The 14,486-nt window shown below is 56.4% G+C and carries 9 protein-coding genes; all 9 read left to right on the forward strand.

What is annotated here, in order from left to right:
* Window positions 1–32 precede the first annotated feature (32 nt).
* The 9 genes from AC0LWT_RS05460 (at window position 33) to AC0LWT_RS05500 (ending at window position 14,444) form a co-directional block, all read left to right on the forward strand.
* Complete coding sequence (locus AC0LWT_RS05460) at window positions 33–2,102, forward strand: beta-galactosidase (RefSeq protein WP_474680197.1); 2,070 nt, start codon at window positions 33–35, stop codon at window positions 2,100–2,102.
* Complete coding sequence (locus AC0LWT_RS05465) at window positions 2,089–5,190, forward strand: glycosyl hydrolase (RefSeq protein WP_474680198.1); 3,102 nt, start codon at window positions 2,089–2,091, stop codon at window positions 5,188–5,190. Before AC0LWT_RS05460 ends, AC0LWT_RS05465 begins: the two co-directional genes overlap by 14 nt.
* Before the next feature lie 22 nt (window positions 5,191–5,212).
* Window positions 5,213–7,327 (forward strand): YIP1 family protein, encoded by a 2,115-nt coding sequence (locus tag AC0LWT_RS05470; RefSeq protein ID WP_474680199.1) that lies wholly within the window; start codon window positions 5,213–5,215, stop codon window positions 7,325–7,327.
* Entirely contained in the window at window positions 7,324–9,597 is a 2,274-nt protein-coding gene (locus AC0LWT_RS05475; protein WP_474680200.1) for a DUF5696 domain-containing protein, read from the forward strand. Before AC0LWT_RS05470 ends, AC0LWT_RS05475 begins: the two co-directional genes overlap by 4 nt.
* A complete protein-coding gene (locus tag AC0LWT_RS05480) occupies window positions 9,594–10,454 on the forward strand; it encodes a carbohydrate ABC transporter permease (protein ID WP_474680201.1) in 861 nt (286 codons plus the stop codon). Before AC0LWT_RS05475 ends, AC0LWT_RS05480 begins: the two co-directional genes overlap by 4 nt.
* Before the next feature lie 27 nt (window positions 10,455–10,481).
* Window positions 10,482–11,438, forward strand: a complete 957-nt coding sequence (locus tag AC0LWT_RS05485; RefSeq protein WP_474680202.1) for a carbohydrate ABC transporter permease — start codon at window positions 10,482–10,484, stop codon at window positions 11,436–11,438.
* A gap of 33 nt (window positions 11,439–11,471) precedes the next feature.
* On the forward strand, window positions 11,472–12,194 hold the full coding sequence (locus AC0LWT_RS05490; RefSeq protein ID WP_474680203.1) for a hypothetical protein: 723 nt from the start codon (window positions 11,472–11,474) through the stop codon (window positions 12,192–12,194).
* 35 nt (window positions 12,195–12,229) lie between these two features.
* Window positions 12,230–12,973, forward strand: a complete 744-nt coding sequence (locus AC0LWT_RS05495) for a hypothetical protein (protein WP_474680204.1) — start codon at window positions 12,230–12,232, stop codon at window positions 12,971–12,973.
* A 172-nt stretch (window positions 12,974–13,145) separates the two neighbouring features.
* Window positions 13,146–14,444 (forward strand): ABC transporter substrate-binding protein, encoded by a 1,299-nt coding sequence (locus AC0LWT_RS05500; protein ID WP_474680205.1) that lies wholly within the window; start codon window positions 13,146–13,148, stop codon window positions 14,442–14,444.
* Window positions 14,445–14,486 lie beyond the last annotated feature (42 nt).

The raw sequence follows: 14,486 nt of genomic DNA on the forward strand, positions 1-14,486 counted from the left end.
TTAAGGAAGCGAAGGAAACGGGGGGCAAAGCGATGATCGGCAGGAAGTTTCCGAAAATTTTGTTCGGCGGCGATTACAACCCCGAGCAGTTTCCCAAGGACGTGTGGGACGAAGACATGCGGCTGTTTCGGCTGGCGGGCATCGACATCGCGACCGTCAATGTGTTTTCGTGGGCGTGGAACCAGCCGGACGAGGAGACGTACCGCTTCGACTGGCTGGACGAAGTGATGAACAAGCTGCACGAGAGCGGCATCCATGCGTGCATGGGCACGGGAACGGCGGCGCATCCGGCCTGGATGGCGCGCAAATACCCGGATCTGTTGACCGTAACCTATGACGGGAAAAAACGAAAATTCGGCAGAAGGCACAACTCCTGCCCGCACAGCCCGACCTTCCGCCATTATGCGCGGGCGATGGCCGGCAAGCTGGCGCAGCGGTACGCGAACCATCCGGCGCTGCTGCTGTGGCATGTGAACAACGAAATCGGCGTCCGCTGCTATTGCGACAATTGCGAGAAGGCGTTTCGGGTATGGCTGAAGGAGCGTTACGGGACGCTGGAGCGGCTCAACGAAGCCTGGTATACGCGATTTTGGGGGCACACTTTTTACGATTGGAACGATATCGTCCTCCCCAACGCATTAAGCGAAGGCTTGTCGGGAAGCAATTCCGACCAAACGGCGTTTCAGGGCATAACGCTCGATTATTACCGCTTTAACTCGGACAGCTGGCTGGACTGCTATCTGATCGAATACAACGCGATCAAAGAGGTGATGCCGGATGCGGTCGTCACGACCAATTTTCAAGGCAACGGGACTTACAAGCCGCTCGACTATTTCAAATGGGCCAAATATTTGGATATCGCCGCGCTTGATATATATCCCGAAAACGATACGCCTGCAAGCTATATGGCGCTCCGCTACGATCTGATGCGCGGCTTAAAGGATGGCGCCCCGTTCATGCTGATGGAGCAGACGCCGAGCGTGCTCAATTGGAAGACGGTCAACCCGGGCAAGCGGCCCGGCGTCATGCGGCTGCGGAGCTATCAGGCGATAGCGCGCGGGGCCGAATCCGTGATGTTTTTCCAGCTGCGCCGCTCGCTTGGCGCTTACGAGAAATTTCACGGGGCGGTGATCGATCACGCCGGCCACGAGCATACGCGCGTCTTCAGGGAATGCGCCGGACTCGGCGGGGAATTGCAGCGGCTGGGCAATCTGCTGCTCGATGCGCGCGTGAAGAGCAGAGTCGGCATTTTGTTCGACTGGGACAACTGGTGGGCCGTCGAACTGGGCGGCGGGCCGTCCGCGCATCTGAAATATGCGGCGCAAATACAAAAATATTACGATGCGTTTTACGACAACCGGGTACAGGTCGATTTGATCCATACCGATACGGATTTGCAGCAGTACGATCTGGTGGCGGCGCCGCTGCTGTACATGGTAAAACCGGGCTTCGCCCGCAAGCTGGAGCAATATGTCGGGAGCGGCGGAACGTTCGTCACTACGTTCTACAGCGGAGTCGTCAACGAGAACGATCTGGTGACTGCGGGAGGCTATCCCGGCGAGCTGCGCAGCCTGTTGGGCATTTGGGTCGAGGAAGTCGACGCGCTGTTCCCGGAGCAGACGAACACGCTGGTCATGAAGCGGGAGCTTGGCCGGCTGCAAGGCACCTTCGCATGCGGATGCATATGCGAAGTCGTTCATCCGGAGGGCGCGGAACCGTTCGCCGAGTTCGGCGGCGATTATTACCGGGGCGCTCCGGCGCTAACGCGCAACCGCTTCGGCCAAGGGGAAGCGTGGTATGCGGCCACGGACCCGGACCGCGAATTTTTGCAGCGGTGGATGAAAGCTTTGTGCGACAGCCTCGGAATTGCTCCGCTGTGCGAGGCGCCGCCGGGCGTGGAAGTGACGCAGCGCGAAAAAGACGGGATGCAGTTCACTTTTGTCCTGAACCACAGCGAACAGGCGCAAACGTTCCATGCCGGAAACGCCGGGCGGAAAGAGCTGTTGAGCGGCTTGGTGCTGAGCGGCGAGATCGAGCTTCTCCCGAAAAGCGTGATGATTTTCCAAGCGCCGAAGGAGGCGGATGCCAGTGGAAGCCATTGAGCGATTGCGCGAAACGTTCAGCCGCCCGCCGGCCGAATACCGGTCGCTGCCGTTTTGGGCCTGGAACGATTGTCTGAAAAAGGAAGAACTGATTCGCCAGATCAGGGAAATGAAGGAACAGGGCATGGGCGGATTTTTCATTCATTCCAGGGACGGTTTGGAAACGGTATATATGGGCAGCGAATGGATGGACCTCGTTCGGAGCACGGTGGAAGCCGCCGGAGAGCTCGGCATGCAAGCCTGGCTGTACGACGAGGACCGCTGGCCGTCCGGTTTTGCGGGGGGACTTGTGCAGGCGAGGGGCGGGGACGCGTTCCGCGCCAAAGGTCTTACGATGGAAGTCGCAAGGCCGTCAGGCCCGTACGTTTTGGACGATGCGGACCGTGTCGTCGCCCTGTTCAAAGCGGTTGTCGACGAGAGGGACTTGATCCGCTGCGAGAGGGTGTCCGTCGATGACGCCTGGGTATGGGAGGAGGAAGAAGCGCTGCTCGTCTTTCGCGTGGAAATTTCCGAGCGGAGCGCCTGGTTCAACAACGAGGCGCCGCCGGACCATTTGAATCCGGATACGGTGCAGGCGTTCATCGACATCACCTATGAAGCCTACAAGCGCGAAGTGGGGGACCATTTCGGCAAAACCGTCCGCGGCGTGTTTACCGACGAGCCGAGCGTGCATGACAGCCACTGCAAGTTCACGGCGGGCCGCGGCTGGATTCCCTGGAGCTGGTCGTTTCCGGCATTTTTCCGGGAAAAGCGCAGTTACGATCTGCTGGACATCGTTCCCTACATATTTTTCAACGGGGAGCATTCCGCCGAGGCGCGCCACGATTATTGGCGGACAGTTACCGAGCGGTTCAGCGAATCGTTCTCCGGGCAGATCGGCGAGTGGTGCGGGAACAACGGTCTTGCTTTTACGGGACATTACCTGTGGGAAAATAATATGGGCACCGCGACCCGGGTGTGCGGGGCCGTCATGCCGAATTACCGGTTCCAGCACGTCCCCGGCATCGATATGCTGAACGAACAGACGAACGAATACATCACGGTCAAGCAGTGCACCAGCGTAGCGAACCAGTACGGCAGAAAGTTCGTGCTCACCGAAACGTACGGCTGCACGGGCTGGGGATTCACATTCGAGGGGCAAAAATGGATCGGGGATTTTCAGTTCGTACTGGGCGTCAACCTGCGGTCCCAGCATCTGGCCCTCTATTCGATCAAAGGGTGCAGGAAGCGGGATTACCCTCCCGTATTCAATTACAACACGAGCTGGTGGAAATACAATTCCATCGTGGAAGATTATTTCGCCAGGCTGTCGGCGGTGCTGACGGAAGGCCGCCCGATCCGCGACGTGCTGGTGCTGCATCCGGCTTCCACCGCCTGGTGCATGGTCGGTACGGGGCCGTACGGCTTTCCCGCCCGCGGCAAGGACCGGGACGTCTCGGCCACGAATCATTTTGGCCATGAATTCAACGCGTTTCTCGGCAGGCTGCTCAGGGCGCATTACGATTTCGATCTCGGCGACGAGACGATTATGGCCGAGACGGGAGCAATTCGCGGCGGCGCATTGGCCGTGAACATGGCGGAGTACCGCGTCGTCGTCATCCCGGAAATCCGGACGATGCTGGACAGCACGTTCCGGCTGTTGTCCGCCTTTCTCGAAGCGGGCGGAAAAGCGGTGGCGGTCGGCCCGCGCCCGACGATGATCGAAGGCAGAGCGTCGGACCGGCTGTCCGCGCTCTACGATCATCCGAACATGACCGCTGTTGGGGACACCGGGGAAGCGGCGGCGGCTCTGGAGCGCATCCTGCCCCGCCGGGTCAGCATGACGAACGCGCAGTCGGAGGAAACGCCCGATCTGCTGTACATGCTGAGGGACATGGGCGAATGCCGCGCGCTGTTTGTCGTGAACAGCGACCGCGGGAACGAACGCCGCGCCAACATCGCGATGGCTGTCGACGGCGCCGGAAGCATGGAAGAATGGCGGGCGCTGACAGGCGAAACGGCCGCCGTCGAGACGAGCGTGCGCGGCGGGTACGCCCATTTCGCCGCCGAGTTCGGCCCGGCGGATTCCAGGCTGTACATATGGCGCACAAACAAGCCTTCGCAGACGAGTCCCGCGGAAGCGAACTCCGGCAGGGCGGAAACCGGTCCCAGAGCGGTGGCGGAGCTCGGACCGGTTTGCCGGTTCACGCGCTCGATGCCCAACGTGCTGACTTTGGACACCTGCTCCTATGCCGTAGCGAACGGCGGGTGGTCGGACGAAATGGAAGTGTGGCAAGCCCAAAGGGCGATCCGCGAAGGCTTGGGCATGAGGCAGGTTTACGCCAACGGGCTGGAGCAAAGGTACAAATGGATTTACGACGCCCACCCGGAGAACGGCACGCCGGCCCGGTTTAAATTTTCGTTTCAGGTGTCGGTGCTGCCGGCGGAAACCGTCTATCTGGTCGTGGAATCCGCCGAACATTACGATTTGAAGCTGAACGGTACGCCGCTTCCGAATCGGCCTGAGGGCTGGTTTCTCGACCGGTCGTTCGACAAAGTGGCGCTTGCCGGACTGAAGGAAGGCGCGAATGAGCTGATTTTGTCCTGCCGGTACGACAACCGGATGGAGGTGGAGGACATTTACCTGATCGGCGATTTCGCGGTCGATGCCGCAAGGGCGATCTCGGCCGAACCGGATACGCTGCAATTCGGGGACTGGTGCGAGCAGGGATACACCCATTACTGCGGCAGCATGATTTATCATTTTGATTTCCATGCCGGGGGCGAAGCGGCGGGCCGGGTCGAGCTGGAGCTGGGCGATTACTCCGCGGTAACGGTTGAAGTGCGCGTGAACGGCGAAACGGCGGGGCATGTGCCCTGGCGGGCGGCCAACCGCCTTGACCTGACGAAGCACTGCCGGCAGGGGGAGAACCGGCTCGATATCGAAGTCATGGGCAGTCCGCGCAATATGCTCGGCCCGTTCCATCAGGCTGCCGGCGACACCGCGACGACCAGTTGGGCGTCTTTCCGCAAAGAAGGCAGCGACCATACGCCGGCTTATAAATTGCGTCCTTACGGCTTGTTTGGGCAAGTCAAACTGTACACATAGGGACGGAAACGGAGGTTTTAGCATGACAAACAAGATGTGGGGGCTATTCCTTTCCTTCACGATCCTGTGTACCGCACTGCTGCCTGCGACCGCGCAAGCCTCAGTGAAATACTCCACGTATACGAAGGACAGCCGGGGCAATCTGATCTGGCTTCAGCCGGCTTACTTTCCGCTCGGCGTGATCGGGGAGGATCTGTCTGCGCCCGATCCCGGCGGCAAGGCAGGGCGAATCAGCTCGCCGATGCGGAATCCGAAAGATATTTTCATCGATGCGAACAATGAAGTGTACGTCGCGGACACGGGCAACAACCGCATCGTGCATATGACCGAAACGGGGCGGCTGGTGCGTTACATTACTTTGCCGGACAGTCCGATGAGCAAGCCAGAGGGCGTATTCGTGACGAAGGAAGGCGATATCTTCATCGCCGATACGGGCAACAAAAGAGTGCTGAGGCTTGACAAAAACGGCAAGCTGCAGCACGAATACAAGCGGCCGGAATCCCGTTATATTCCGGATACTTACGTATTCGAACCGGCCAAAGTTATGGTGGATGAGCGGGATTTTCTGTACATCGCCGTGCACGGCAGCTACGAAGGGCTCGTCATGCTCGACCCGGAAGGCAAATTTCAAGGCTTCTTCGGCGCCAACCGAACGGCGCTGTCCCCGTTAGACGCTTTAAAGCGCATGCTGTATACGAAAAAAATGTATGCCAACGAGATCGCCAAAAGGCCGGAAACGATCAACAGCGTCGCTACGGACAAGAACGGCTATATTTATACGGTCACCGGCGGCACCGCCGCATCGAACCAACTGAAAAAATTGAATATTAAAGGGGATAATTTGCTGCGCAGCTCGTCCAAATCGTTCGGGGAAACGGCTCCGTGGGACGTTCCGGCCGTACCGGCGGCGACGGGGCCGCAGCTGATCGACGTGGCCGTCGACCAAAGCGGCAATATGATCGTAGTGGACCAGCAAAACAAATATATGAGCCATTATGACGCATCGGGCAACTTGCTGTATTTTTGGGGCGGCGCCTCGGCTGTCGGGTCGTCCCAGGTCGGCCTGCTGAAAAGCCCGGCAGCGCTCGACGTGAACAGCCGCAACGAGCTGTTCGTCCTTGACGACCAGGAAAACATCGTGCAAGTGTTCCGCTTATCCGAGTTCGGCCAAAAGGTCGACCAGGCGAACCAGCAAACGCTGGCGGGCAATTACGAAGCCAGCGAACAGCCGTGGCGCGATGTGCTGCGGCTGAACGACCAGTTTGCGCCGGCCTATTTGGGGCTGGCCAAGTCGGCCTTCAGAAAAGAGCAATTTACCGAAGCTCAGCAATTGTTCAAGGAAGCCGGTGATCAGCAGGGCTACTCCGATTCCTTTTGGCAAATCCGGATGCTGTGGCTGCAGCGCAATTTTTCCTGGATCGCAAGCGTTCTCCTGTTCGGCGGAATTGCGTACTTCCTGCTCGACAAGTACACCGCAAAAAGCGAGTTTCGCGCCAGGTGGCGCAACCGGCGAAGAACGCAGAACCGCTTTCTTAACCATTTGAAGCTGGCTCTGTATGTGCTGAAACACCCGATTGACGGCTTTTCCGCCATTCACTATGAGAATAGGGGGAGCTATTTGAGCGCAGGCGTCATTTTGCTTGGCGTATATGGCTCTCTCCTGATCAGCCGGTTTGTAACGAGCTTTACGTTCAATCCCAAGACTTTCGTCGATATTTACTCTACGTTCACGCAGTTTTTCATCGTCTGGATAGCCTGGATCGTCGCCAACTATTTGGTCAGCTCGATTTACCGGGGGGAAGGCCGGTTCAAGGACATCTTCATCGGCAGCTCCTATGCGCTCGTGCCCTACATTTTCGTCGGCATTCCGCTGTCCTTCGTCTCGAACGTTCTGACGATGTCGGAATCGTCCATGTTCCATTTTGCGTCGAACGCGATGACCGTCTGGATCGCTCTGCTGATCTTCTGGAAAATCCAGAACGTGCACAATTACAGCGTCGGGGAGACCGTCGTCAACATCGTCCTTACGCTGTGCGCGATGCTGGTGATCGGTGTGCTCATCTTCATTATGATCGGGCTGACGAGCGATTTCGTTTCACTGCTAGTTCAAATGTATCAGGAGGTGATGTTGAGATGATCCGGATCGGCAAACCGAACCAAACAGCCATCATCGTCACCGTCCTGATCGCGGCCGCTATCGTCCTGCTCTTGACCCGGGCGAAAATCGAGTTCAAAGCGCCGGAAAATCGCGTCGCATTCGCGGCACAGCAAAGCTCCTCGGCCGAAACGCAGGGCGCACCCGCCCGGCTGCCGGCGGACGAAGATTTTAAAAACGTCGCGGAAACCGGCACGCTGCGGCTGAAAATGGACGCGCAGACAGGCCATTTTATCGTGGAGGACAAACGAAACGGCAATATGTACCGCTCTTATCCGGACCCGAAATATTGGCCGCAGGAGAAAATAGCCGAAAACTGGAAAAAGCATCTGGCGTCTCCCGTTATGGTGCAGTACGTCGATTTTTCGAAAAACGTTCTGCAGGCAAAGGAGACGAACCTGGCCGCCGAAAGGGGACGGGTGAAAGACGTGCGGACGATACCCGGAGGTTTTTCCGTCGTTTACGAGCTGCCGGCGACAGGCTTTACGATTCCGGTTGAGGTGAAAATCGATCAAGACTACGTCGAGACGAAAATTGTCCGCGACGGCATTAAGGAATCGAAAATGGGCCTCGTCTGGATCAGGCCGTTCCCGTTCTTCGGAGCCGAATATACGGACGATCAGGACGGGTATATGTTCATACCTGACGGCGCCGGGGCGCTGGTGCGGTTCAAAAGCAACCAACTCAACGTCAACAAAATGTACGATGAGCCGGTGTACGGCAAAGACGCCGCATTCCCGGGGATCGACAACAACCGGAACAAAATCATGATGCCGGTGTTCGGCATGAAGTCGGGTTCCAAAGGCTTTCTGGCCGTTATTCACGAAGGCGACGAGTACGCCAACATCGTGGCCGCGCCCGCAGGGGTGCTGAGCAACTACAACTGGGTCGGGGCGCAGATGAATTACCGGGCCAGCTTCCTGCAGTTTACGACGCGGAATACGAACGTGCCCGATTCGTGGGGGTACGTGGACTACAACCGGGACCGGGAATTCGGCAGCGACCGTGTTGTCCGCTACTACATGCTGGACAGCGGGCAAACGGATTACGTCGGCATGGCCCAAACGTACCGCGGGTATTTGATGAAGGAAAAAGGGGTCAAGCCAGCCGCCGTTAAAAATCCGAACATTCCGCTGTATGCGGATTTCATCGGCGCCGATTCGGAAAAAGGTGTCGTGACCGACCGCTATCTCCAATTGACTACGGCCGATGAAGCTGTGCAAATCGTAAGCTCCCTGCACGACAAAGGCATTCCCAACATGTCGCTGACGTTCAAGGGGTGGCAGAAGGGCGGCTACAGCTCTTTCGGCAGCACGTTCCCGGCCGATGCCCGGATCGGCGGCGACAAAGGCATGAAGGCGTTCGTCGACAAAGCCCACAGCCTCGGCTATCCGGTCTATTTGGAAGCGCAGTACGCGCTGAACAATACGGGGGGCGGCGGCTTCGATCCGAAGTTCGACGCGATGGTCAATCTGGCCGGCCGCAATCTGACGATGAGTCCGCTGCTGAACAGGGAACGGACGCCTGTGGTCAGCTACAAATTCATCGAACAAGCGGTTGCGCGCGACTTGCCTCAATTTAAGGCGCTGGGTGTTGACGGTCTTGCCGTCGGCATGCTCGGACAGCGGCTGCTCAGCGATTACAACACGGCGTACGGTTCGCCGAGGGACGAAGCCCGCACCGTTCAAGAACGAATACTGAGCGGCATCAAGGAGGCGCTGGGCGGCGTGCAAACCGAGAAGGCCAATATGTACGTGCTGCCGCACGCCAATTTTATGAAAACGATGGTTTACGACGATTCGTACGATTTGTTTTCGGACGAAGCCGTTCCGTTTGCCCAAATCGCCTCGCACGGCCTCATTTCGTATTCGTCGGAATATGTGAACAACCGCCAGGAGGATGTCCACGACTTTTTGCGGGACATCGAATACGGCGCGGCGCCCGCTTTCATTTTCACCAAAGCCGAGACGAAAACATACGTAAATTCATACGGCCTGCGCTACTACAACACCTACTACCCGGATTGGGAGACGTTTGCCGCAGAGCAGTATAAGCGGTACAACGAGGCGCTTGGCGACGTTCAGGACCGGTTCATCGTCAATCACCGGACGATTGAGCCGGGGGTCAAGGAAACGACGTACGCCGGCGGGAAAACAATTATCGTCAACTACAATTTGACGCCGTACCGCAGCGGGGATCTGTCCGTTCCCGGGCAAAACTTTACCGTCGTTCAAGGGGGGGCCGGCAAATGAACCGCAAAGCGAAATTAAAGTCGTCGCTGATGGAATATTTGGAAGGATCGCTGTTCATCGCCCCTTGGTTCGTCGGATTTGTCCTCTTTATGGCGTTCCCGATCGGCTACTCTTTGTTTATGAGTTTTCAGGATGTGACGATAACGGCGACCCGCACGACGACCCGATTTATCGGCTGGACGCATTACCGGTACATTTTGTTCGAAAACGGGAGCCTGCTCTACAACCAACTGCTGCCGTTTCTGCGGCAGGCGCTGTTTATGATCCCGATCATCGTCATTTTCGCGCTGCTGATCGCGATTATTTTGAACCAGAAATTTGCCGGCCGCACCTTTTTCCGGGCGATTTTTTTCCTGCCTGTCATTTTGTCCACCGGCGAGGTCGTCAAGGAGTTTTTGACGCAGGGCGAAGGCGACCTCGGCTTCATGTCCAAATACAACGTCGCCGGAATGATTCAGGCCAACTTGTCTGCGACCTGGTCCGCTCCGCTCATTTCGATTCTCGATTCGTTCGTGCTCATATTGTGGTATTCCGGCGTGCAAATTTTGATCTTCCTGGGCGGCCGGCAGACGATCTCGAATTCGGCCTACGAAGCGGCGCGCATCGACGGCGCAGGCCCGTGGGAAATGTTTTGGAAAATTACGCTGCCGGCCATGACGCCGTTCATTTTCCTCAACTTGATCTACACTGTCGTCGACCTGTTCACGTTCCCGACCAATCCGATTTTGTCGAAGGTGCGGGAAAGCGAATACGGGCAGTACAGCGCATTGATCTGGATTTACTTCCTGATCATCAGCTTCTTTCTGGTCATTATTTTTCTGATCTTTAACCGGGTTACCAAAACGCAAAGAGCGTAACAATCCTACGATTGCTGGGGTGAGGCCATGAGTCGCCTGAAATTGAAAAACGTCCCGTCTTCCTCGCTGCCGGAGCTGCTGAATCGAGTCCGGTATGCGGTTATCGGCAGGGAAGCGGACAAAGGACTGCTGTTCAAATTGTTTATTTACCTGATTTTGCTGGATACGGCTTACATTTGCTTGAAGCCGATTTTGCACATGGCGACGACGATGGTGAAAAATGCCGACGACTTGCTGGATCCGGCCGTCAATTGGTTCCCTCGGGTCATCTATTTGGGCAACCTTCAGGAAGCGTGGGAATGGATGAAATATCCGAAAGCGCTGGCGATCAGCCTCGGACTGTCTCTATCGGTATCCGTCCTGCAGACGTTCTCGTGCGCGGTGACCGGCTATGCGTTCGCCCGCCTGAAAGTCCCTTTTAAAAGGCTGCTGTTTTTTTTCCTGCTGCTGACGTTTATCGTGCCGATGCAGGTGACGATTTTGCCTAACATCATTTATGCCAGACAGCTCGGCCTGTTAAATACGATTTATCCGATCATTGTGCCGGCATTTTTCGGCCTGGGGCTGAAGGGGGCGCTGTTCGTCATCATTTACCGGCAATTTTTCTCTACGCAGCCGAAGGAGCTGGAGGAAGCGGCGCGGATTGACGGGGCCGGCGTGATCAAAATTTTTTATAGGGTCATGATGCCGCTGGCCAAGCCGGCCGTTCTCGTCGTCTTTTTATTTTCCTTCATCTGGACCTGGAACGACTTTTATTTGCCGAGCATGTATTTTCCCGACATTGAAACTGCGCCGTTGTCGCTGGGCATAGAAAAAATAGCCTCGGCTTTGCGCCAGCAGGCGGAGGCGTACGGGCCGTCGGTGACGGACGAAGCGATCCGCATGTCGACGACGTTCCTGATGATCGTCCCTCCGCTGCTGCTGTATACGTTCACGCAGCGATGGTTCGTGGAAGGCGTGGAAAGAACCGGCCTGGTCGAATAGACGCAAAACAAATGTGGAAGGAGGCATTCGGGCATGAAACAAACGCGGATGAAAAGGCTGCTGGCTGTATGCTTCGCCGCCGTCTGGATCGTTTCCGTTACGGCGGCGTGTTCCCAGTCGGCGCAGAGCTCTCCGGGCGCAGCAGCGAACGCCAAAAAAATGCTCTATGTCAAAAGAGGAGAAGGAACGAACGATCCGGTCATCATGAAACATTTTGAAAAGCTCGGCTATGTGGTCATCGATATGTCCGACAACATGTTTAAGGCGAATCAGGCGGACGGCTTCGGCGTCGTGTTTATTAGCCCGACGGTCAATTCCGCCAGAATCGACGCCGAACTTGGGCGCTCCGCAGTACCCGTCGTCTACGCCAAGCCGCAGGCGGCCAGCATCGCCGGCTTGACGGGAATGCTCGACTACGGGCAGGTGGACGCGGGGAAAACCGTGCAGATCGCCGGCAGCAAGCATCCGCTGGCCGCCGGATTGAAGGACCGGATCACGGTCTACAAAAATGACGGGAAGCTCAGCTACGCGATTCCGGGAAAAGAGGCCGTGACGATCGCGACAGCCCCGGACGACGACAAAAAGGCGGTTGTTTTCGCGTACGAGAAGGGCGCCGCCAACATCAAGGGCGAGAAAGTGGCTGCCCGGCAAGTATTTTTCTACTTGACGGCAGGCGAGGAAATGAATCAGACCGATGACGGCTTGAAACTGTTGGATGCGGCTGTTCAGTGGACTGCACAAAACGGCAAAAAGTAACCTATTCCATTATCATGCGGGGAGGAATCCGATTCATGAAAAGTTTATTCGGTACGGCTGTAATCGCCGTCATGGCGTTTGCGCTCGCAGCTTGCAGCGCAGCGCCCAGCCGCCCGGTTTCCGTGTCTAACGAGCCTTCGTCGACGAGCGCCGGCAAATCGCAGAGCAGCGGAAAAAAAGTGCTTTTTATTGGAAGAGAAAGCGGCGGGGACGCCATTGTGGCCAAACGTCTGCGACAGACGCACGGCATGGACGTCACGATCGTATCCGATAAGGAAGTGAAGGCGGAGCAGGCGAAGGGCTGCACGCTTATCTTTGTCAGCGAATCCGTCAACTCCGGGAAAATCAAGGATATGTTCGTGAAAACGGCGGTGCCGGTCATCTATGACGAGCCGCAGGTGTCCGGCGATACGGGGATGACGGATGTGGACGCGAACGGCAAGCTGCAGGGGCCGGAAGCGGCCAAGACGATTCAGATCGTGAACGCCAAGCATCCGCTGGCAGCGGGACTGGACAGCCAAGTGGACGTTTACAAGGAGAACGGCAAAATGAGCTACGCGACTCCCGGCAAAGAGGCGATTGTCGTGGCAACCGTGCCGAACGACGCTCAGAAAGCGACGATTTTCGCTTACGACAAAGGCGCGACGAACGTCAAAGGCGAGCCGGTGACGGCGCGGGAAGTGTTCTTCTACTTAATGGAAGGCGAAGAAATCAATCAGACCGACAACGGGTGGAAGCTCTTCGATGCCGCCGTCCGCTGGGCGACCGAGAAGAAGTAGCATCCGGGCCGGCTCCCGGGGAAAGATGCGATAAACAACCTATAATAAGCAAGCACCGACCTAATGCAAACGTCTTCCATCCATAATAAAGTAAGGGTACAAAAATATAAGCGTTTACATCGCTGTGGCCATATTTTGCTTGGACCAATCAAAAGGGAGGTTGTAAGGAAACATGAAAAAGCTTTTGAAAGCATCTTTGCTGCTGGCTGCGGCGGCAGCGATTATGGCAGGCTGCACGTCGCCGACCGCAGCGCCAACACCCGACGCGAAGAAATCTCCGGATAACGAAATATTCATCTATACGGTATACCCGTCTTTTTACGCCAAAGAGGACATTTGGGAAAAGCAGGTCGGGCAATATTTGAAGAAAAAGTTTCCCGAGCTTACGTTCAAGCACGTGCAGTGGGATAACCCGGGCAGGCAGTATAAGGATCTGATCGCGGCCGGGACGATCCCCGACATTGTTATCGATAATTCGCGCATGAATTTGCAGCGGTATATTTTGAAAAACGATCTCCAGTACGATATGACCGACCTGATCAAAAAGTACAATTTCGACACCAGCAAGCTGGAGCCCGCCTCGATGGCGCAAATGAAAAATGTGACTCCCGAGGGCAAAATTTACGGCCTGCCGTTCCAGTTAAGCGATTTCGTGCTGTTTTACAACAAGGATATTTTCGATAAATTCGGGGTCGAGTATCCGAAGGACGGCATGACCTATGACGAAATTTACGAATTGGCCAAAAAGCTGACGCGCGTTGACGGGGAAAACACGTACAAGGGCTACCAGCAGCATCCGGGGCTGTACATGACCTATAACCAGCTTTCGCAGTCTCCGCTCAGTTTGACGGAAGATAAGGCGGAGCTGACGACTCCGGGCTGGAAAAAGGAAGTTGACAATTTGCGGCGCTTCTACGAAATTCCGGCGAATCAGTTTACTTCGGTCGATGATTTCCCGAAAGGGAAAATTGCGATGTCCGTCCACGTGTCGGAAAAAATCGTCCAATGGTACGAACAGAACAAAAACCTGAATTTCGATATCGCCGCCATGCCTTCGTTTGCCGACGCTCCGGGCGTCAAGGCGCAGCCGAACATGTATGCGGCGTACATCACCAAGCAATCGACCAAAAAAGATCAGGCGTTCCAGGTGATCCAGTACCTGCTCTCCGAAGAAATGCAAATCAATTTCGCCAAGGAAGGGATTATCGGCCCGCTGCAAACGCAAAAAGTGCAGGAAGCGTTCGGCAAAAACTTGCCGCAAATGCAGGGCAAGCACGTCCAGTCGATCTTCTACGGCAAAAACGCCATGCCGCCGGCAGCGCGCGCCGCAGGCTTAACCTATATCGACGCACCGCTGCATAACGTGTTCGCTCCGCTTATTTTCGGGGAATCGAAAGATTCCATGACCGCGCTGCGGATGATCGAGGAGCAGACGACCAAGGGCATTCAAACCGAAAAAGCCGCTCAGTAAACATGTATGGCAGGAGGAGTCAGTTTCATGAAACGTTTGCTC

Source organism: Paenibacillus sp. sgz302164, assembly GCF_056120505.1.